The organism is Thalassotalea litorea, assembly GCF_005843925.1.
Classification (GTDB): Bacteria; Pseudomonadota; Gammaproteobacteria; order Enterobacterales; family Alteromonadaceae; genus Thalassotalea_A; species Thalassotalea_A litorea_A.
Window position 1 is genome coordinate 180062 of the sequence record NZ_VCBC01000004.1, and the last position, 21841, is coordinate 201902.

Here is a 21841-nt window from a genome sequence, read left to right on the forward strand (position 1 = left end):
TTAAGTTTACTGGACGGATGGAAACCGATAAAATCCGTCCGCAATATTTAAATGCCTTTAGGTGAGATGTTGCCATGCTAAGAATCGCTCAAGAAGCCCTGACTTTCGATGACGTACTGCTTGTACCTGCCCACTCGACTGTCTTACCCCACACCGCAAATCTTAAAACCAAATTAACCGAAAAGATAGAACTTAATGTGCCAATTTTATCCGCGTCTATGGACACGGTGACCGATGCACGTCTTGCTATTGCCCTGGCTCAAGAGGGTGGTTTAGGTTTTGTTCACAAAAATATGACTGCACAAGAGCAGGCTGCCAATGTTCGCCAGGTAAAGAAATACGAAAGTGGTATTGTTTCTGACCCTGTTACCGTGGGTCCGGATATGTCGATTGGTGAAGTGACGAAACTCGCCGATGAGCTTAAATTTTCGGGTTTCCCTGTAGTCGATAGTGACAAAAACCTGGTCGGCATCATCACCGGTCGTGATATGCGTTTTGAAACTAACTTTGCAAAGCCAGTTTCAGAATTGATGACTGAGAAAGAACGTTTAATCACGGTTAAGCCCGATGCAACCCGTGAAGAAATTTTGAACCTGATGCATACCAATCGCATCGAAAAAATCTTAATGATTAATGATGATTTTGAATTGGTCGGAATGATTACGGTTAAGGATTATCAAAAGGCCGAAAGCAAGCCTAATGCCTGTAAAGACGAGTTTGGTCGCTTACGTGTCGGTGCCGCTGTTGGTGTTGGTGCGGGTACCGAAGAGCGTATTGCCGCATTGGTTGAAGCCGGTGTCGATATTTTATTAATCGATACGTCTCATGGTCATTCACAAGGGGTGATAGATCGCGTAAAGAAAACCCGTGAACAATATCCGGATTTGCAAATCGTCGCCGGTAATGTCGCCACCTCCGAAGGTGCGAAAGCGTTGGCAGAAGCTGGTGCCAATGCGGTGAAGGTCGGTATCGGCCCTGGCTCTATTTGTACGACTCGTATCGTGACCGGTTGTGGTGTTCCACAAATTACCGCGATTTCTGAAGCCGTCAAGGGCGTTTCCGGCATGAACATTCCTATTATTGCTGATGGGGGGATTCGTTTTTCTGGAGATATCGCCAAAGCTTTAGTTGCTGGTGCACATTGTGTCATGGTTGGCAGCATGTTAGCCGGTACCGAAGAAGCGCCAGGCGATGTAGAACTTTATCAAGGCCGTTACTATAAGTCTTATCGCGGTATGGGTTCGCTTGGGGCGATGAATCAGAAAGAAGGCTCAAGTGATCGCTATTTCCAAAAATCCGACGAAGCCGACAAACTCGTTCCGGAAGGGATCGAAGGTCGAGTGGCTTACAAAGGCCCAATGGCGGCAATTATTCATCAGCAAATTGGTGGTATTCGTTCTGCGATGGGGTTAACCGGTTGTGCAAACATCGAAGAGATGCGCACTAAGCCGCAATTCGTAAAAATTACCGCTGCTGGGATGGGAGAGTCGCACGTTCATGACGTTACCATCACTAAGGAAGCCCCGAACTATCGTTTAGGCTAAGTAACTGGGCCCGCAAAAGGGCCCATTTTCTTTGTCCCTATTTCATGTACCTATGTGTACAACCGATTTAGTAACGATTTAGTACCTGTTTATTTTTTGCTGTTATACCAATAGGTCTTTGTGAGCGATTATTTAATCGAATTGGTATAAAGACAGCCACCTGACTAAGAGAAGAGACGAATGAGTCAAGATATTCATGATCATCGAATATTAATATTAGATTTTGGTTCCCAGTACACCCAGCTTATTGCTCGTCGTGTACGAGAGATTGGTGTCTACTGTGAGTTATGGGCCTGGGATGTTACGGAAGAACAAATCCGTGAATTTAATCCTTCGGGTATTATCTTAGCGGGTGGTCCGGAGTCCGTTACTGAAACCGACTCTCCAAGAGCACCTGAGTATGTCTTTAATGCCGATGTACCGGTTTTTGGTATTTGCTACGGTATGCAAACCATGGCAGAACAACTGGGGGGTGGCGTGCAAAGCTCAGAGCATAAAGAGTTTGGTTATGCTTCTGTGGAAATCATCCAGCAATCGGATCTGTTCAAACATATTGAAGACAGTATTGGTGCTAATGGTAATGCCTTGCTAGACGTATGGATGAGTCATGGTGATAAGGTTTCACAAATCCCGGCAGGCTTTACCACAATTGCACAAACGCCAAGCTGCAAATATGCAGCGATGGCTAATGAAGAGAAACGCTTTTATGGTGTGCAATTTCACCCAGAGGTGACTCATACCAAACAAGGTAAACGGATTCTTGAGCACTTTGTTATCGATATCTGTCAGTGTGAAAAGCTTTGGACACCGAGTTCGATTATTGAAGATGCCATCGAAAAAATGAAGCAACAAGTCGGCGATGATGAAGTGGTTCTTGGTTTATCCGGTGGGGTTGACTCGTCAGTCGTAGCAATGCTTTTACACCGTGCCATTGGCGATAAGCTAACCTGTGTATTTGTTGATAACGGTTTACTGCGCTTAAACGAAGGCCAGCAGGTGATGGAAATGTTTGGTGACCATTTTGGTCTCAACATTGTTCATGTTAAAGCACAAGACAGATTTATGGATCGTCTTGGTGGTGTTGATGAACCTGAAGCCAAACGTAAAATCATTGGCAATGTTTTCGTTGAAGTTTTTGATGAAGAAGCAAGTAAACTGGCAAATGCTAAATGGTTGGCGCAAGGTACTATCTATCCCGATGTGATTGAATCTGCGGCGTCAAAAACCGGGAAAGCGCATGTGATCAAATCACACCACAATGTGGGTGGTCTTCCGGAAGATATGGAGCTTGGCTTAGTTGAGCCACTTCGTGAATTATTCAAAGATGAAGTTCGCAAGATTGGCCTTGAACTAGGTTTACCTTACGATATGCTTTATCGTCATCCATTCCCAGGGCCGGGCCTGGGTGTGCGCGTTTTAGGCGAAGTGAAAAAAGAGTTTTGTGATTTATTGCGTCGTGCCGATGCGATTTTTATTGAAGAATTGCATAACGCGGATTTGTATCACAAAGTCAGTCAGGCGTTTACGGTGTTCTTGCCTGTGCGCTCTGTTGGTGTGATGGGCGATGGCCGTAAATACGACTGGGTCGTTTCTTTACGCGCCGTTGAAACCATCGACTTTATGACCGCCCACTGGGCTCACTTGCCATATGATTTCCTGGGGTTGGTATCAAACCGTATCATTAATGAAATCGACGGTATTTCCCGTGTGGTTTACGATATTTCCGGTAAACCACCAGCGACGATTGAGTGGGAATAACCCGCTAATAATTTAATGTGATTGGTATAACAATTCATTGTTGAATCCAAAAGGCCTGCATCAAGCAGGCCTTTTTTGTTTGTTGATTGTCAGAAAGTATTAACCTTAAAACTGATAATCCAACATTAAATTTAACATTTGGTCAGCTTTATCATCGTCACCCCATTTGTTTGTATAAGTGACGAATTCGATCCCCCAGCCAAGGCCAAAATTAAACCTGTGCTCATACGCGATATTGAGCCCCAAAAATGTACCATTGCGACTGAAATTAATCTCTTCGGCTAAAAATCTATCTCCGGTTTCAGGCGATAGTTCATAGGCATTGACTTGCCCGTCGGCCTTCCCCCACTGAATAAATGGCCCGCCGTATATAATTCCTTTAGCAAGTGCTCGATAACCCACGACCCAGGCAATATCAATAATATCGGATTTCTGATGCCAATCTGCTTCATCTTTTTGATGGCGTTCATAACCCAATGTAACGGCTTGAGAGAGATTACCAATATCGGAATTTTCAGAGTGCTCACCATAAAATTGATACTTTACCGCCGCTTTTAAACTGTCCGCTCCGCTCAGGCTAAACTCCCAGCCGTTTCCTGCAGTAACGTCAGCCGACGCGAATAAAATAACTTCATCATCCCCGTAGTTTTTCTCTCGAACTTGGGAATCGATTGTATGGTCATTCAAGTCTTCGTAACGGTCGATAACGATTAAGCTTCGGGCTGTGAACCCCGTCGCAATATTGACTTTCAAAGGTTGCGAGTAAACTTCAGGGCTATCAAACCGTTTTGGATTGAAGCTAAGTTCTGGTGTAGATTTACAGGCGCCAAGGGTTAGCACGAAAGGTAATAGCGCCATTAAATGAGAACTTTTCATAATCTTCCTTAATAGTTACAACTGGTCAATCTAAACCAACGACGCGACCCAATATATCGGACCTAACATAAATTTCAAATATATTTTAGTAAGTTACGCAACTTATGTGGTGTGTTGGAAATTTTGTCAGTAATCATATAAAGCGTTTTAAGCAACAAAAAATAATTGAAATTAATTCTTTACCTCAACCTGACTTTAGGTTTTAGCATGGCAGCAATTCGTGAATCAGATGATAAGGAAAACCTCATGCTAACCCTTGAACATTTAAACTTAGTGGTAAAAGATTTGCCGCAAACCCTTGCCTTTTATCAGGCCGCCTTTCCCCATTGGCACGTTCGTGGCGAAGGGGAAGATACCTGGCACGGGACTTTGAGACATTGGTTGCATTTCGGCGACGATTATCAATATTTAACCTTTAATGATAATGGTCAGGGAGACAATCGAGATTTAACATCTAATCGCCTCGGATTAGCCCACTTTGCCTTCGTTACCTCAAACTTATCCGCACTAACCAGTCGTCTCGCTAATGCGGGATTTCAAGTCGCAAAACCCGGCGCGGACAATCCGTTTCGTAAAAATGTCTACTTTATTGACCCGAGTGGTTATGAAGTGGAATTTGTTGAATATCTGAGTGATTTACCCCAGCAGCGAAATCAATATCAATAAAAGGAAGCGGTCATATGAACAACGAAAATAACAGTGTGATTCTCATGGCAAGCAGTCGTGCCAATGGCAATACTGCATCCTTAGCAAATCGAGTCGCAGAGCAAACAGGCGCCTTTGTGATTGATTTAAACCAGTACTGCATACATCCTTATCGATACGAGAAGCAGGCTCAAAACCACCGGCCAATTGATGAGTTTATGCCGCTGATCGATGTGCTTTTGCAATACCCGAAAATCCTATTTGCCTCGCCTGTCTATTTGTATTATTGGCGAAAGGTTATGACATGGTTCCAAAGCGCTGCTTTGAAGAAATGTTTTCAGAAACATTCAAATACTTAAACATGGAGTATCAAGGAATGCTTTATATGCCTTGCCGGGAAAACCTAGGACTTATTGATGCGAAAAAGCAAATACAGGAATACTGTACGAGTCTTTAGAGGCTGCTCAATCGGTTGATGATTAAGCAGAATTCTCGCGGCTTTATTTTCGCAGACGAAACTGAGTTTCTGCCGCTCGATTATAGGCCGGTAGTATGGATTGTCTGGCGGCGTGTTTTTTTGCCATCGCCTTAAGATTGATTTTTAATACGCCCTTATTATCAAATTGACTGGCAAAGGTGCCCATATTGACCATATCAACCTGCCAGTTGGTCAGGCGGCCTACGACGTAATTACCGAATAAAAACGCTTCATATTCATTATTTAGGGTTAAAAAATCACTAAATGAAAAGCCGGATAATTGCTTTTGCGCGATAAATGCCTGTTTATAACCTTGAGATAAGGCATCGGACTGATCTAATTGTGCCAATTGGTACTGGTAAGAGTGACGAGTTTCATGAATAACAAAGGCTAGCGGGCCATAATGTGGCTGACTCTTTAGCTTTTCCGGGTTTAGGTAAACCGTTCCTGTATCGATTATTTTACCGCTAAAATCGGTTTTAAACACGAAGTTGACCGCACGGTTGGGGTAAGTCGTTGTATCAATGAGCAGTGTCGGTGGCTCGATATTCAGCACCTGGTGTTCTAGCTTAAAAATCTCTTTGAGGTACGGGATTTGCTGCTCAATTGTCAGTTCAGGCCACTTTGTTATTGCTTTATTGAGTAACGGGTGTGCCAGTATTGCGGTCACTAAGTCGTCCGCTTGCTGATAGGTCTTCTGTTCTGCGCTATTAACAAATTCTCTTGCTTGCGGTTGTAATACAAATGCACCGGGGGCTTGTTGTTGCAGTTGTTCATTGGCGAAAAACTTGGCACGTTTGATCGCGATTTCTGATTGACCCTCGGCATTTAACTGGGTGGATATCACCACAGATAAAACGACAAGTAACGAGCTGAGTAGGCGGGTGTGTCTGCTGACAGGCATTATGGCTCCAAACCGGTTTTGTAATGACGGCCTATTTTAGCCGATTTTCACTTTCCTGTTTACCGATTCAATGCAATGATAAGACGATTAATAGCACATACCATTATCCGGAGCTTTTATGGATCTCTACGGTTCCACAACGTCGCCATTTGTACGACGTACCCGATTACTTTCTGCTGCGTTTTTAAACGATAGCCTGACATTTCATAATATTGATATTTTTGATGAGCGGGGTAGGGCTCTGCTTGGTGCCCATAACCCGACGATGAAAGTCCCATTTCTTGTGGATGGAGAATGTCAGGTCTTTGATTCAAGGATTATTTTCCGTTACCTCAGTGAAAAATTCACCCTTGTGCCATTAACCTGGGAACAGGAAAACCAATTGACGTTAATGGATGCTGCGAGTGATTCGCTGGTGGAAATATTATTGTTAATGCGCAGCGGTTTTGATGTGGCGCAAAATGCGTTATTTTTTAATTTGCAGCGTGAGCGACTCAGCAAAATTTTTGCGGTATTGGAGCAGGACTGCAAAGATCAAACATTCGATAATTGGAATTACCCTGCGATTTGTTTGTATTGCTTGATCGATTGGGCGATGTATCGGGAGTTGGTTGATTTTACGCCCTATCCGGCGTTGGGAGAGTTTCAGCAAAAACATCAACAACGTATTGATGTAACCTTGACAGATCCCAGGTAGCTTTGTGTTTTAAAATAAAAAGGGAGTCAATCACAGACTCCCGTATTGGTTTTAATATTTATTCAGTGACATCAATTAAATCAAAATCGGCAAGTTCGTCGACATTGCTGGTCAACTGGTCTTCCAACGCATTTAATTGTTGAAGATCCGTACATAAGGTCTCTGCTTGCGCTTCTAAGTGCTCAGCTTTATCTTCCACGGCAACTTCGATTTCTTCACCCATGCGCTCCATTCGCTCACCAAAGGCTTCCATTTTTTGCTCAAAATCGCCATCTTCACTATTCATTGCCTGGCCAATGGCAATAAAAACATTACCAATGGAATCTGTGACGATGTTTTCAATTTCTTGCTCCAGTTCATCTTCGATAAATTCATCTAAACTATCAAAGTTTTGCTCAGCAAGGTAAACGGAGCCATCCTCTGAGTGGAAGCGGGTCGATAGTTTTTCCTTAATGTCGGCAAAGGACTGATTTAACGATTGTGCAGACTCGCTATCTTCACCGCCCAGGCCAATGGCCACCTGCGATAGAGCTGAAAATGCGATTTCAACCGCATCTAATGCCAGGTTGACGATTTTGGGAACCTGCTGATTCACCCCTGCCGCATACTCGGACACTAACGCCTGTTGATCATCACTGAGTGATATTTGCTTACCTTCTACAAATAAATCCTTTTGATTGTTGATCTGCACGATAGTGCTATCTTCATCAAGGAAGCGAATTGTGTCATTTTCGACAATGACGCCATAGTTCATATTGATAGAGCAATGATCAGAAGAAAAGCTCGAATATTCATTTTCCTCGTGGGCATAGGCAGCTCCGACTGCAAATACGGAACCTAATAAACTGGCTATTATCAACTTTTTCATGTTTCACTCCTGAATTTTTGCAGTGCACGCACCACAACCTGTTATTTTTATCTGACAGCGTAAGTTGTCAGAGATGATAAATATCGACGATTTCAACGATTTATCATTAAGATATAACGAGTGTTGCAATCCCCTTGCCATATTTCTAAATGCAATAAAAACAATGGGTTATTGGTTTCATTGCAACTACTGGATGACTGCTATGAGTAAAGGTTAGTCAATACCACCAATAATTAGTCAATATTGTATTTAGTTTTTTCGTTGTCTCTCAATGACATATCTAGGTGTTTCATCATAATTGAGAAGAAAACGACGCACTAAATCTAACCCCGCATAGGCGATATAATTTTGAAAAAAACGCCTTGGCCCTGGGAAATACAGTTGTTGCGTATGCTGAGTGGTCTTATCTCCCCAGGCAAGCCAGACTGTCCCAACCGGTTTGTCTTCACAGCCACCATCGGGCCCGGCAATGCCTGACACGCTTACACCAACATCTGCTCCTGAGGCATTTAATGCGCCAATCAACATTTGCCTTACAACGGTTTCACTCACCGCACCGACATTTTGCAAATCTTGTTCACTGACCCCTAAAAGTTTGTGTTTGATCCGGTTGGAATAAGTGATGTAACCCGCCTCGAATACCGCAGAGGAGCCAGGAACGGAGGTAATGGATGCGGCAATTAAACCCCCTGTGCAGGATTCGGCCATGGTTAGGGTTTTATTCTGAGTATTCAATAGTTCGACGAGTGTCGAGGGCAGGTCGCCTTCCCCTTCACAGACAACATGGTGTGAAAACAAACGCCTTAATTTTTCAGTCCAAAGCTGCAGATCACCGTGATCTGATAAATAATGCGCGGTCAGCTTAATTTCTAATAACGGCTGACTGGCTCGAAATCCTAATTCAATATGCTCAGGCCAATCACTTATTTGGTCATTAATGATTTTTTGCAGACCCGATTCGCCAATCCCAAAGACTTTGAGTTTGTGAGTCTTGTTGTTCATATCGGCAGGCATTTTGGTCTGGATAATTGGCAAAATGCTTTCGCTGAGCATAAGTTTCATTTCCCTGGGCACTCCCGGTGTACAGATCACCAGACAGTTGTTTAGGGTTAAGGAAAATCCGGGGGCGCTACCAATTGGATTGCTAACAATATCGCAACCTTTAGGCAGTATTGCTTGCTTACGATTCGGCTCGGTTAATGGATACTGGCGTCGATCGCACCAATCTTGCAATTCTTTTAATGCCTGAGGGTGTTCTTCCAGTGCAACGCCTGCCGCCTGGGCAAGTGCCTGAGCGGTTAAGTCATCGATAGTTGGACCAAGTCCGCCGTTGATGATCAGGACATCGGCGTCGGTTGAAAGTGTTGTTATGTGTTCAACTAAGATGCTTAATGTATCGCCCACGGTAATTTTTTTGGTGATTTCTACACCTAACTCTTTTAGGTGCTGGGCCATAAAAACCGAATTCGTATCGACGATATCGCCAGCCAATAATTCATTGCCCGTTAGCAATAATTGCACATTTAGCATGTTATAAATCCATTCATTTGATTGACGTTAATCATAACGTTAATGAGGTGTTTAATAAAAAATAATTCTTTTTAAACCTTTTCTCAATTTGCTGCATCTTACTCTACAACTCAATCATGTAATTTATTGCTGTAGCAATTTTAGAAAAGGACAAAACAATGAAAAAGTTATCTTTGGTAAGCGTAGCGTTAGCCAGTCTTATCACTTTTCAAGCGCAAGCCGATGTTGATAAAACCGTAGAGAAAACCTTTGATTTAAGCGGTCAGGGTGAACTTTTGGTTGATAACGTCAATGGTAACGTTGAAATCAGTGCATGGGATCAAAACAAAATTGCGGTAAAAGCCATCATTACCGCCGATGACGAAGATGATTTGCAAAATGTTGAAGTCAAAATGCATCAAAGTGGCGACCGTGTCAGTGTCGAAACCGATTATAAGGAGCGCGGAGGTTGGGGCAACAGCAACGGCTCTGGGAGTGTCGAATACATTATTCAAGTACCGGCAAGCATTGATTTAAAAGAAATCGATTTAGTCAATGGCGCGTTAACTATCGAAGGTGTGCGCGGTGAGCTCAATGCCGATATGGTGAATGGCTCTATCGAAGCGACAGGTTTAGCGTCTAATGTGGAAGTCGATGCGGTAAACGGTGGAATCGAGTTAACGTTTGCAGACGATGCGAAAGATCTGGATATCGAAGTTGAAACGGTCAATGGTGGCATTCGTCTGTTCTTCCCGGAAAATTTTGGCGCTAAAGTCGAAGCGAGTACCGGCAATGGCTCAATTCGCACTGACTTTGGTTTAACCGGTGATAAAGGCAAGTACTACGGTACGGATTTATCGGGTAAGTTCGGTGATGCAAGTTCAGACCTGGAATTGGAAAGCGTTAACGGCTCGATTAAAGTTTTGAAAAAATAATTTAGCAGCATTTACCTATGTGATCTAAAACCTCAAAGGCAAGACATCCGTCTTGCCTTGTTGTTGTCATTGACTCACCTCAACTAGCCTTAGAAGCTGATTTGAATGCGAATATCGCCAATTAGTAAATCCTGCCATTTCGGCTCGACTGCCTGAACTTTGTTCGCTTGCAGTAATGATTGGATATCGGTTTTGTTACCGCGCAGAGACGCTGGATTATTGCGATAGAGATATTTGTTTTGCCATTTTCCTTGCTCGTCCAGTCGCCAAATATTCATATCGGTAAACTGTGTGGATTCTTTAACACTGATGTATTCTGCTAACCCATCTTTATTTAAATCGATAGCCAATAGATAGTAACCTTGCTGACCAGGCCGAAACCAACGGTTATTTTCCTTTTCGAACAAGGCGAGCTTTAGTTCTTCGGGAAACGTATGTTGTTCTGGCCAGTAATCGACATAACGAAAAAACTCTTGTTGAGAAACTTGTTGTTGCGCATCTCTTTTCGGCGCATACAAGCGATCTATTTTCAGCGAAAATTGCTCATCGTTAATCGCATCCTTTAATTCTTGTAAACCGATATACCCTTGACGCGCCAGACTCCACTTAAAATAATAGGTGTCCAGTTGATCAATATCGATAACATTATCGGCGACTCGCTTTAGCTGACTTTGAGTCGAAATTTGCTGAAAATTTAACAGTGGCGAATTTACCAGCAGCATCAGCGCCAAAACGATTAACCCCATCCGCACATTGACCCAACTAAGCGAGCGCAACCAATGGTCTCGTTCTCGTAATATGCCTTGTAAATAACCAAGACAAAAGCAGGTGAGGATTGACCAGGCAACCACACCCCAACAGCGACTGACAGTCCAGCCATATTGATCGATGCGTAACCACAAACCATAGGCACTGATCACGCTAAAGATTGGTAGTATCGCGATACTCAGGTAAATAAATCGATGCCAGAATATCGGGTAGGCGCGTTGTTCCTGATGGTTTTGATAAACCGCATTGACAAAAAAAAGCGTCATTGCCTGTAGCGACAGCAAGAGTGTGCTGCCATAACCGGTATCCCAAAGTTTTTGTAGTCCGGTAAAGGGGAGAGTGATGACAAATGCCAGTGCCACAACCGCAAGGAGCGGCAGTAAAAACTTAATCAAGGTTTGTAAGATATTAGCAATAATATCAACGGTCTTGGCAATCCGGCGAAACGTAATCACAGCAAAGCCAAATGCCATGCAAAGCACAGGAATATTAAACCAGGGCTTTTCCAACAACTGACTGAAAACATCAATGCCAATCACGTTAAAAAGTGCCGCGCCCAAATTGAGGATGCCATAGAAAATCCCGGTAAACAGTAAGGATTCGGCAGCGATTAAAAAGTTACGCCAGGAAAGTTGAAATAACCTTTGGTAATCTAATTTGGACTTCTCACTCCATAATTGTCCATACATGATGGCTTTAAAAGCGGCAATTCCCGTCGTCACTATAAAAATAAATTGCATTGAACCGGATTCAATAATCGCTACCGGTATTTGCTGATAACCGATATAGCTTGCCGTTAAACTCAGAACAATTCCGAATAGAGCTAAAAATATAAGCAGCCGCTGCCAGTTTTGAGGGGTCGCAGACAATTGAAGTAGTACCGGTAGGGCGATACTCAAGGTGGCTAAAGGATTGAACCAAATTGGGTTAGTGGCAGGAAAAATCTGTTGTTCGAAACTGTAATAGAGAAACCATAACGCTATCCCCTGCAGTAAAGAAATACTCAGAGTGGTTAGTTTGGGCAGTTGCTTGTCCATAACGCTACCTTTTTGTTTTTACCCTAGCATAAAATTAATATTATTAACTCATTGATTTTCATCTCGATGATATTGAAATCATTGGAGTTAAATTGAGTCAATGACAGGGGCCGTCAGACCGCTTACTGGCAATGCTGGTAATCGTCTCTGGAGTCGATGTTGCTAATGCCAGGCAAATGTTCTGATTTAGCCGCGCAAATATATTTTTAAACGGCTAAAGAGTATCGAACAACGAAATGAAGCGTGTATAATCGACATTTTTTCTGGGAAGTTGTAGATGCGTGATATGCGTGAATTAACATTAGAAACAATCAAAGTAGAGCCACAACGCCAAGCCACAGCCTGTGTGATCTGGTTACATGGATTAGGCGCGGATGGTCATGATTTTGAGCCGATTGTTCCTGAACTGCGATTACCAGAATATCTATCGGTGCGCTTTATCTTTCCCCATTCTCCCAAAATGCCTGTCACTATCAATGGTGGAATGGTGATGCCTGCCTGGTACGATATTCTTGATATGAGTGTTGAACGCAAAGTTGATGTTGCGCAATTAACCCAGTCGGCTCGCGCAGTTCAAATTTTGATTGATGAACAAATCGCATCCGGTATTGCGCCCGAACGCATTGTTTTAGCAGGATTTTCCCAAGGTGGCGCGGTCGCCTATCAAGCCGCGTTATCCTACCCTAAAAGCTTAGGTGGGCTACTTACCATGTCGACCTATTTTGCTACCAAAGATTCTATCGAATTAACGGATGCAAATCGTAGTATTGATATTTGCATCATGCATGGTAGTCAGGATCCTGTGGTAAATCCAATACTTGGGACTCAGGCAAAATCGGTATTGGAAACTTTAGGTTTTCATCCTGAATATTATACGTATCCAATGCCCCATTCCGTTTGCGCCCCACAGGTAAGAGATATTTCCAACTGGCTACAACAGCGCCTAAGCTAATCCTATGGGGTCAGAGTCAATTTAAGAAAATACATTGTTATAAAAATCAATAGATTAACTATGATTAAATGATGGCTCTGTCCCCCAAACGAATCACAATTAAGCTGGAGTTACGATGCCTAGAAAACTAACCTATGTCTATAAAGGCGATCGCAAGGAACTGCCATTTTCCTACTCTCGTCATCACGATATCTATGAGGCCGCAGCAGCTGCTGAGAATGTTGATATCTCTGGATTTTTAGCCATGGAAGAGCAGGTACGAATGACCTCGAAAGGAAAACATGCAGTAAAAGACTTTCGCCAGAAGGAATTTGCCAGAATGGGCTTTAGCGACATTAAAATGGTCGTTGACGAAGACGACATTTGCAGTGAATAACATCAAGGGGTCAGAGTGGTTGAAAATCAATAACTCTGACCCCTTGATATAATTTGCATCGTTTTGACTTGTAAAACCATTTATTAACCGCTTGAAGGTGATAAATACTTCGATAAAAACGCTTCTATTGCCTGAAACGCTTTCTGGCGATTGTCGGAAATACTCAAAAAATGATCGCCTTTATCTAAAGTGACAAATTGAACCACTTTATTGTGGCTATTTAATTCACGGGCCATAATTTCAGAATGACGATAGCGTACGGTGCGATCGTATTCACCATGAAGCAGTAAAATCGGCGTGTTAATTTTCTGCGCATGCTTTACTGGAGAGATATTCCATAGGGCTTGATAGTCATTGCCTATTTGCTTCTCCACAAGTTGAGAGTTTCGATATCGTCGCGAGTATTTCACCAACATTTCAACATCAGTAATGCCTGCGAAACTGACTGCGCATTGGTAAAGTTCCGGGGTTTTAATGGTGCCCATTAGTGCCGCATAACCGCCATAACTGGCGCCAAGAATGCATATTTTATCAGCTGCGGCGATGTTTTGAGAAATCAGCCAGCGAGTACCATCTTCAATGTCATCCTGCATGGCTTTTCCCCATTGTTTAAGACCTCGCATCATAAAGTCGTGTCCATATCCTGACGAACCACGAAAATCGATTTGCAGAACGGCATAGCCTCTACTCGCCAGAAATTGACTCCAGTAGTCAAACCCTGACGTTTCCCGACTGATAGGCCCACCATGAGGAAATACTATGGTGGGAAGTTTGCCTGCAAACTTGTCTCTGGGTAAGGTCAGATACCCTTTAATGGTCAACCCATCGCGCGCTTTAAAGGAAATTTCTGTCCGAGGAGACAGCTTTTCAGGAGGCAGGGCAAGATATTTATGCGCGACGGCTTTTAAATATTTGGCCTTTCTATCACCAAGATAATAAGTACCGGACTCTTGAGCACTACTCGAATAAACCAGATAGCGGTTTGCATCTTTTGATATGCCGAGTAATACATTGTTGGTATTTAATAGCACTGCATCGACTGAGGATTGCAATCGTGAAATATGCGAATCCCAATAATGATTGCCAATACCGATCACATTGCTCGTCGTCGGATCGCGACGTAATTGACCACTAACGTCATAACTGGCATTGGCAAAGACAAGTTGCAATTGCAGTTTTGGGTCTTGAATATTGACTTTAAACAGCGCATCTTTGCCTTGATGTAATGCTAAGACATATAGAATATCTGGATTGTTAGCAAAGCCTAAAGGCATTATTTTCTTATCGCTAAACGCCTCATACGACCATAGTGTCCGAAAAGGTTGGAGGGCATCTTTACGTTCAATAATGTCGAAATTTGTACCGTCTACCTTGATACCGATACGAATGTTATGTTGGTTATCCGAGATCCAATCGCGCACGCCATCAATGGGTTGCTGCAGTGTTTCAAAGTCGTTATCGCCGTAAAATCCTAATTTAATTTTATAAATACTGGTTTCAATTTGCGCACGAGTTCCGGCTAGTGCGACCAGAATATGCTCTTTATCATCAGGTAATAAATCGACAACTCTTGTTTGAATTTGTGGTGTGTAACGCAACTTCCTGCCCAAGTGTTTAGGAATAATTGTTTTGTTCTCACCCGTTTTGGCATGCACCTGATAGGTTCGCCATTCATCGCTTGGCGTATTGCCGCGAAAGGCAGGAAATTTTGCCGTTACCAGCAAGACTTCATTGTTTGCCCAAAATAATGAAGTTAATACATACTTGTTGTTATCCGTAAACATAGAATGCAGGGTACTTTGGGTATCAATATCAACAATGCTTACAACGGATCCTGATGATTCTCCTGTCACTTTGACGATCGAAGCCAGATAGCGGCCATCAGGTGAAAGCGTTACATTTGCAACATCTGGGGTGCTGGAGAATGCTTCGATTGGTGGCGCGATAGAGGCGGCGCTACTGGGTATTGACAATGTAAGCGCTAAAAGCAAACCGAAAAGATGCAAGTATGTAAAGTCTGAAATTTTCATCAGATCCCTCTGTAACGTATTCAAATCCTTATTGATTATGTTTTAAACAATAACGTTTGGCCAGAATATTCACAAATCGCGATTTTTCCTTATTGTTGATCGGTATTGAAAATTCAGGCTCTGCAAATCCGTGAGTGAGTTTTGTCCTGGATGGTTGCGGCAGTTGATTGGCGATTTAGCTGGAGAGACGCAAAAAAAAGCGGCTGGTAAGCCGCTTTCATGGTTTTAGTTATTCACGGTAGGCCTCGCCTTCCGTCATCCATTTTGGCGCCGGCTCGCCTTTGAGGAAGTGATCAAAGTATTGTTTCATTTTGATGGTGTAATCCACTTTATTGGGATACTTTTTCAAGTGATGCGGTTCACCTTCATACTGTAACAAAATGACCTCTTTACCCAAACGACGCATCGCCAGATACATTTCTACACCCTGCTGCCATGGGACCGCATCATCAATATCGCCAAACTGCATCAGCAACGGCGTGTTAATGCGGTCAGCGAAAAATACCGGTGAGTTTTCAATGTAAAGATCTCTGCGTTCGAATAAACTGGCGCCAATTCGGCTTTGCCCTTTTTCGTATTGAAATTGCCGCGCAAGACCGGTTCCTAAACGAATACCAGAATAAGCACTGGTCATATTGGCAACCGGCGCACCGGATACGGCTGCGGCAAACATATCGGTTTCGGTAATCGCAAACAAAGTCTGATAACCACTCCAGCTATGCCCGTGCAAACCAATGGCGTCTTTATCGGCAATACCCATATCAATGATTTTCTGAATGCCGGGTAAAATTGACTTGTTGGTGGAATGACCAACAGTACCGATTTCAAAATGCACATCCGGTAGGAAAATCGCATAACCATTGGATGAATAAAATGGGAAGTTTGGACGATGATTCACGTTCATCGCGTTAAATTCATAGAGGCGCTGAGAAAATAGTCGATAGTAATAAACCAGTACTGGGTAGGTTTGTCCTTCGACATAGTTCGCCGGCTTTATCAATACACCTTGGTGGGCTTCTCCCATGGTCGACGTCCATTCAACCAACTCAGCATCTCCCCATAAAAACTCTTCTTTTTGCGGGTTAACCTCGGTCAGCTTTTTGGCGTTATCAAAGCCATGGTTGCTGACCCATAAATCAGGGAATTCATTAAAATCTTCACGAGTGTAAATAATCGCATCGGCGTCTTTGGCGGTGCTCAGATATTCAAACTTTTTGTTTTCTTCGACCAACTTTGTCAATTTATTGCTATTTAACGCCAGCTGATAAAAGCCAAAATTTTTCATTTGATCGTTGTAACTGGTTAATAACAAGGTTTGCGCTTCGTCAAACACATGATGATCTTCATCTTCGATATTGATGCGAAATTGCCGTTGCTCGACACGCCCCATATCACAGGTTAAACAATCTCGATCATCGCCGTCATAGGAGAAAAACCAGATATCGAATTTATCGTAGGCTAAGAAGCCTTGATCATCTTCAATCCAACCGGCAATACCATAGCCAGGCACATTTGACGGATAATCATGATCTTCATTGGCAAAACTTATCGGCATGTCCGCAGTTAAGTTGCGGTGACGATTCTTACGGCTGTCGTAAATCCAGAGATGACCATCATTGTAATACGCCACATACCGGCCAGATTCACTGACTTTCATATCATTGTATGAGCTAAGTTTTTCTTTGATTAAGGTTTGCTCGCCATCATCGATATCGATTAAATAGAAATCACTGAAAAACCCTTCCCAGGTGCGTAGTTTTCGATATTTCAAATCGCTGCTGGCTATTAAAGCCTGGTCATTTTCATTAATGCGCAGTTGTGGGATATCTTTGCTGGCTAAAGGCACGACTTTATTTTTAGCGACATGGTATACCGCCGGATAAGTGTGCTTTTTATCACGATTATATTGAAACTTTTCGTTGGTCTTGATTAACGGGTCATCACCATGCCAAACCTGAAGTTGCTTTTGCTTGGTTAAACGCTCGATATCAAACAAATCGTCTTCGGTTTTTATTTTGGCCGGTTCTGCTGGTGCTTCCGGAAGCGACTTAAATCCAAAAAACAGGCGTTTGTCATCCTGGCTCCAGGTAAGCTTGCTTACTGAAGGGATGTAAGGGTTGGCTAAGTCGGGCGCGCGCTTGCTGATGTCGACAGTTTTGGTTTTCGTTTTGTTTCTGGCGATTGAAACGAGTGCTAACTGGTGCTGGCGACGTTCCGTTTTTTCACTAAAATCCCCTTGCAGATATGCCAGGGTATTGCCTTGTTCATTCCAGCTTAATTGGCTGAAGCTGGCATTTTTTTGTTTCGCAATGGCATTGTTATTGGCACTTTCAAGGTTTCGTAAATATAAACCGTTGTCGCTACCGTCTTCGCTGGAAGCGCTATACGCGAGCATAGGCTGCTGTGGAGAAAATTGATAGGCATCAACATGCTCAATGATTTGCTTTTCGCCATTGCGTAAATCGACCAGGGTCAACGACTGATTAATTTGCTTTTTGTTATAAAGCTCGGGTGCCTCTTCTTTATCGTTAGCCGCAAGTTTGGCTTCTTCTGGCTCGATAGCCTCTGCATCTTCACTTGACGATGATGGCGTATCTTTGGCGTTGTCATCAGCCTTAATTGTCTGGGAGAAAGCTAGCCAATGAGAATTGAGGTGTAATTGAAAATCTTCAACGTCGAGGAAGTGGTGCTTTTCGCCAGTGATCAAATTAATCACCATCAGCTCATTTTTCAAATCTTTACGGGTTTTCTTAGTGGCTTTTTCCCGCGCAAGTAATGCTGGCGCTTGCGTGATGGCGATGTATTGGGAATTATCACTGAAATAGCCTGAGGTGCCACGAGCTACCTGATATCGTACGTCGCTGGTAACGGATTGCACATAATAGGTAGTGTTACCACGGTCTGGTTCAGCGGCATATGCCAGCCACTTTCCATTATTGGAAAGTCTGGCATCATCGATACTGCGAAATTTCATGATGTCGGTCACTGACAGAGGTCGTTGTTCACTCCGAACAATGAAACTGGCTGACAGAATTACTGTTATCAAGGCAGAGATAAATAGCGTTGATTTGCGCATAAGCGTGATATTTGAACCCGTTTTTATTAGTTTAGCCCTGATTAAACTGGGTTGGTGGTGTTAAATCAACTTAAAACACGCCAAATGTCGGTTTTTGACGATAAGATGCTGTAATTTTTGTTAAAGTATGGGGTAGTCATTGAGCTATGCATAATGTGGAAAGAACGTGTATCAACGTGAGCAATTAGTTGGGGTTTGGCATCGCAGCGAAGATTTAGGTAAACAACAATTTAGTGAAATTGCTGAATTAACCGAAGATGGGCGATTCGTATTCACATTTTATACCTATAACCTGGAAGGGAAGTTGCTGTCTCAAATCAGTGAATTTGGAGATTGGGGCTTAGTCGCAGATATTCACTTTACGATCACAAACTCTGAGATTGAACATGATAGTGAATATCAGGCCGATCGCACGAATGCGGACAACTATCACGCTTATCGAGTATTGGAACTAACAACCAAACAATTTACCTATGAACACATCGTCAGCGGTGATAAATTTACCCTGCAACGAGTTTCGAAATCCGACAACCCTTGCTAAGCTAGATAAAGCAGGATTAGAAAATTATCTAACTCGTTATTTAGTATCAGTTTAGTATGAGTTTTGTATAAATTTCGTATAACTTGGGTATAAGCTTCATATAATAATCTTCGTAAGGTGCACCGTGGCTAGAGATCTTTCCAAATATCCTTCTGACTCCAATGGCAATATGCTTTGGCATATGTTGCAAACCGGAGACAAATTGACAACTCCTCGAGAAATTCAATTTTCAGTGATTTTTCCAAGTCAGGAAAAAGCGCTGCAGTTTGGACAAATCCTGCTCGAAAATAACCAAAAATTATCCTTTTGTCCGTATTTAGATAATCCCGAACATCCATGGGAAATCACCGCATACCCAGAAATGCCAGCGAGTTACGACAACATTATTGGTTATCAGATGTTGTTAGAAACCCATGCACGAAAATTCGATGGTATCTATGATGGTTGGTATTGTCCGCCGCACAGTTCTGAGTAATTCCAGAATAACCCCAGAGAAGTTTTGAATGGATCGAAATCAACTAAAACAATTAAATAAATTATCCGCAAAATCTTATAATGACCAAAAAGCCCTGATTAAGCGCATTTTGATGGGCAAGCCTGCAAAATGTCCGACTTGTCAGCAAAATCTGCAATTTTTGGAAACCCAGGATAGCAAGGGCGCGACAATCCGTTGTCGGCAAGGATGTACTGATATCGAATTAGATATCAGTTAAGCTTTCTCTATTGTCAGTCGATATTATTTGGCCTGCCCTATGTCTGAGATACAAATCGTCCGCGTTACGCCGGCATTGGTGGCAAGCCAATTATCGGCATTGGTAGAACTGATCTACAGCTCTGGTCCAGTAGCATTTGATTATGTGTTTACCGATGGCAGAAAATTTTTACATTACAGCGTCAATAAAGGACGTAGCCAGTTCGGTTTTCAAAACCATTATGTTGCCCTTATCGATGGTGTTATTGTCGGTTCAGTGGCCTGCTTTGATCGTCAGCAACTGATAAAAATGGAAGTGGGTTGCATACTCGACATGCTGAGTGTCTGTCGCTGGAACTTCCCGATTGCCGCCAAACGCGGTCTGGCTTTTGAATGTATTGTGCCCAAACCTGAGGCTAATGCCCTTTATCTGGCTCATCTTGGGGTCGTTAAAAACCTGCGCGGACAAGGGATCGGTCAACAACTCATTGAGTTTGTCCAGCAACAAGCAATATCAGAGAATTATCAATCTGTAGTCTTAGATGTTGCCCATAGCAATCCCAAAGCCGAGCAGTTGTATCTGCGCCAGGGCTTTGAAAAAATTGCAAGCCGTGAATCGAATATAGCGCCCGTGGTTGGCCATAACCGGTTACGGAAATTGGTGCTAAACCAATGTTAAGCATGTACCTGGCGGTAATTAGAATCGTACCCATTACGCTACGAATGACATGAACTACCTGGCTCATTTATACCTTGCCAAAACCAATCGGGATTCGCTTACCGGCAATCTCATGGGAGATTTTTGTCAGGGATTGGATATCAAGCAACTCCCTCTCGCTGTGCAACTTGGCATTCATAATCACCGCAGCATTGATCGTTTTACCGATAGTCACCCAAAGGTACGAGCATTGAAATCCTGTTTGCCACCACAATTGCAAAGGTTTTCGGGGATTATTTCTGATGTGGTATTTGATCATTTTCTAGCGTTGCAATGGCAGCAGTTTAGTGACAAAAATTTCCTGGAATTTCGCCAACACAGCTATCAAAAGTTAGCACAGGGTTATCCTTTAATGCCTGAAAAAATGCAAATTATGGTTGAGCGAATGATTTCTCAGGATTGGTTAAGTGGCTATCAGGATTTCGCCAATGTTGACCGGGCGCTACAAGGGATTGGTCGGCGAATGCGTTTTGCCAACCCACTAGATGCGGCGATCGCTCCTGTGCAGGCTCGGTATGAACTGTACCGAGCCAGTTTTGAATGCTTTTTTCCTCAATTGATTGCCCATGTACAAAGGCAAAATATTGAGGGCGAAGACGAGGGTGATGAAAGTTAATGCTGCGCCCAAAAGACTCGTTAGATAAACGTAGCGATATCTTTCAGGCTTTTTTTGACCAAGGCATGCTCAGGTACGGTGGCGTCATCCGCGGGATAACCTGCAATAATCAGCATATACGGCCGTTCATTATCATCTCGATTACAGACTTTGCTTAAAAATGACATGGGCTTGGGCGTATGGGTTAAGGTAACTAAGCCACTGTGGTGCAGGGCATTTAACAGAAAGCCTGTAGCCAGACCAACGGATTCATGGACGTAGTAATTCGTATTTTTTTCATCGGCATGAATTCCCCCTTTTTTCTGACTAAACACTGCGATCAACCAGGGAGCGTGTTCCAAATATGGTTTGTTAGAATCCGTCCCTAAGGGCTTTAATGCTTCTAACCATTCATCACCTGCACGGCCTTGATAAAAACTTTGCTCTAAGGCTTCGGCCTGTTCTCGAATTTGTTTTTTTACATGTGCGGATTCAATGGCTACGAAATGCCAGGGCTGGTGGTTCGCACCACTTGGTGCTCTACCTGCCGCTTTAATGCAGTTTTCAATAATCGCTTTATCAACCGCGCGTTCGCTAAATTTGCGAACCGAATGGCGACGCTTGATATCGTCATAGAACTGCGCTGAACGCGCTAACATTTCAGCGGGTGGATATTCAATGTAATCAGTGAGCGGTGCGTTTTCGTGGTCTTTCATTCAGGACTCTTATTGGACGGGTTAACTGGCATGGATATAAGCATACCCATAACTGAATTATTGAACAATAATTGTCGCAAGAAATATCAATAATGGATGTTTCCTGATACTCTTATGTCTTTGCTCC

Annotated in this window: 21 protein-coding genes; 13 read left to right on the forward strand and 8 right to left on the reverse strand. The window is 43.1% G+C overall.

Features of this window, described 5'->3' with window-relative positions; translation table 11 throughout:
• Positions 1–74: 74 nt before the first annotated feature.
• Together guaB and guaA are read left to right on the forward strand one after the other, a co-directional pair.
• Complete coding sequence (guaB, locus tag FE810_RS04495; RefSeq protein ID WP_138318838.1) at positions 75–1544, forward strand: IMP dehydrogenase; 1470 nt, start codon at positions 75–77, stop codon at positions 1542–1544.
• Positions 1545–1724: 180 nt separating this feature from the next.
• The gene (guaA, locus tag FE810_RS04500) at positions 1725–3302 is read left to right on the forward strand and encodes a glutamine-hydrolyzing GMP synthase (protein WP_138318839.1); all 1578 of its coding nucleotides are present in this window, start codon (positions 1725–1727) and stop codon (positions 3300–3302) included.
• A 105-nt stretch (positions 3303–3407) separates the two neighbouring features.
• On the opposite strand, the gene FE810_RS04505 is transcribed toward guaA, so the two are convergent.
• A complete protein-coding gene (locus FE810_RS04505; RefSeq protein WP_138318840.1) occupies positions 3408–4178 on the reverse strand; it encodes a hypothetical protein in 771 nt (256 codons plus the stop codon).
• Positions 4179–4424: 246 nt separating this feature from the next.
• On the opposite strand from FE810_RS04505, the gene FE810_RS04510 reads away from it, so the two are divergent.
• Complete coding sequence (locus FE810_RS04510; RefSeq protein WP_138319010.1) at positions 4425–4844, forward strand: VOC family protein; 420 nt, start codon at positions 4425–4427, stop codon at positions 4842–4844.
• Between the two features lie 14 nt (positions 4845–4858).
• Complete coding sequence (locus FE810_RS04515) at positions 4859–5182, forward strand: NAD(P)H-dependent oxidoreductase (RefSeq protein WP_138318841.1); 324 nt, start codon at positions 4859–4861, stop codon at positions 5180–5182.
• Positions 5183–5323: 141 nt separating this feature from the next.
• On the opposite strand, the gene FE810_RS04520 is transcribed toward FE810_RS04515, so the two are convergent.
• The gene (locus FE810_RS04520) at positions 5324–6205 is read right to left on the reverse strand and encodes a hypothetical protein (RefSeq protein ID WP_138318842.1); all 882 of its coding nucleotides are present in this window, start codon (positions 6203–6205) and stop codon (positions 5324–5326) included.
• A gap of 118 nt (positions 6206–6323) precedes the next feature.
• Between FE810_RS04520 and FE810_RS04525 the strand changes: the two genes are divergently transcribed.
• Complete coding sequence (locus tag FE810_RS04525) at positions 6324–6902, forward strand: glutathione S-transferase family protein (protein ID WP_138318843.1); 579 nt, start codon at positions 6324–6326, stop codon at positions 6900–6902.
• A 58-nt stretch (positions 6903–6960) separates the two neighbouring features.
• Here the strand turns inward: FE810_RS04525 and FE810_RS04530 are convergent, their stop codons facing one another.
• Positions 6961–7770 (reverse strand): YggN family protein, encoded by an 810-nt coding sequence (locus FE810_RS04530; protein WP_138318844.1) that lies wholly within the window; start codon positions 7768–7770, stop codon positions 6961–6963.
• A gap of 249 nt (positions 7771–8019) precedes the next feature.
• On the reverse strand, positions 8020–9300 hold the full coding sequence (locus FE810_RS04535) for a CinA family nicotinamide mononucleotide deamidase-related protein (RefSeq protein ID WP_138318845.1): 1281 nt from the start codon (positions 9298–9300) through the stop codon (positions 8020–8022).
• A 158-nt stretch (positions 9301–9458) separates the two neighbouring features.
• Here FE810_RS04535 and FE810_RS04540 point away from each other — a divergent pair, with 158 nt between their 5' ends.
• Positions 9459–10214 carry a DUF4097 family beta strand repeat-containing protein gene (locus FE810_RS04540; protein WP_138318846.1) on the forward strand — a complete coding sequence of 252 codons (756 nt, stop codon included), beginning with the start codon at positions 9459–9461 and terminating at the stop codon, positions 10212–10214.
• 89 nt (positions 10215–10303) lie between these two features.
• Here the strand turns inward: FE810_RS04540 and FE810_RS04545 are convergent, their stop codons facing one another.
• On the reverse strand, positions 10304–12019 hold the full coding sequence (locus tag FE810_RS04545) for a DUF4153 domain-containing protein (protein WP_138318847.1): 1716 nt from the start codon (positions 12017–12019) through the stop codon (positions 10304–10306).
• A 277-nt stretch (positions 12020–12296) separates the two neighbouring features.
• On the opposite strand from FE810_RS04545, the gene FE810_RS04550 reads away from it, so the two are divergent.
• Both FE810_RS04550 and FE810_RS04555 read left to right on the forward strand, forming a co-directional pair.
• Positions 12297–12971: an alpha/beta hydrolase gene (locus tag FE810_RS04550; RefSeq protein ID WP_212744470.1), complete on the forward strand. Its 675-nt coding sequence runs from the start codon at positions 12297–12299 to the stop codon at positions 12969–12971.
• Between the two features lie 115 nt (positions 12972–13086).
• Positions 13087–13347, forward strand: a complete 261-nt coding sequence (locus tag FE810_RS04555; RefSeq protein WP_138318848.1) for a DUF2960 domain-containing protein — start codon at positions 13087–13089, stop codon at positions 13345–13347.
• Positions 13348–13430: 83 nt separating this feature from the next.
• Here FE810_RS04555 and FE810_RS04560 read toward each other — a convergent pair whose 3' ends face one another.
• Positions 13431–15377, reverse strand: a complete 1947-nt coding sequence (locus FE810_RS04560) for an alpha/beta hydrolase family protein (protein WP_138318849.1) — start codon at positions 15375–15377, stop codon at positions 13431–13433.
• 229 nt (positions 15378–15606) lie between these two features.
• Positions 15607–18351: an alpha/beta hydrolase family protein gene (locus FE810_RS04565; protein WP_171022261.1), complete on the reverse strand. Its 2745-nt coding sequence runs from the start codon at positions 18349–18351 to the stop codon at positions 15607–15609.
• Between the two features lie 268 nt (positions 18352–18619).
• Between FE810_RS04565 and FE810_RS04570 the strand changes: the two genes are divergently transcribed.
• The 5 genes from FE810_RS04570 (at position 18620) to FE810_RS04590 (ending at position 21019) form a co-directional block, all read left to right on the forward strand.
• The gene (locus FE810_RS04570; RefSeq protein WP_138318851.1) at positions 18620–18994 is read left to right on the forward strand and encodes a hypothetical protein; all 375 of its coding nucleotides are present in this window, start codon (positions 18620–18622) and stop codon (positions 18992–18994) included.
• Positions 18995–19118: 124 nt separating this feature from the next.
• Positions 19119–19469: a ribonuclease E inhibitor RraB gene (locus FE810_RS04575; RefSeq protein WP_138318852.1), complete on the forward strand. Its 351-nt coding sequence runs from the start codon at positions 19119–19121 to the stop codon at positions 19467–19469.
• A gap of 28 nt (positions 19470–19497) precedes the next feature.
• Complete coding sequence (locus tag FE810_RS04580) at positions 19498–19707, forward strand: hypothetical protein (protein ID WP_138318853.1); 210 nt, start codon at positions 19498–19500, stop codon at positions 19705–19707.
• A 39-nt stretch (positions 19708–19746) separates the two neighbouring features.
• A complete protein-coding gene (locus tag FE810_RS04585; protein ID WP_138318854.1) occupies positions 19747–20364 on the forward strand; it encodes a GNAT family N-acetyltransferase in 618 nt (205 codons plus the stop codon).
• Positions 20365–20413: 49 nt separating this feature from the next.
• Entirely contained in the window at positions 20414–21019 is a 606-nt protein-coding gene (locus FE810_RS04590) for an acyl carrier protein phosphodiesterase (protein ID WP_138318855.1), read from the forward strand.
• A 20-nt stretch (positions 21020–21039) separates the two neighbouring features.
• Here the strand turns inward: FE810_RS04590 and FE810_RS04595 are convergent, their stop codons facing one another.
• Positions 21040–21714 (reverse strand): nitroreductase family protein, encoded by a 675-nt coding sequence (locus FE810_RS04595; RefSeq protein WP_138318856.1) that lies wholly within the window; start codon positions 21712–21714, stop codon positions 21040–21042.
• Between the last annotated feature and the right edge of the window lie 127 nt (positions 21715–21841).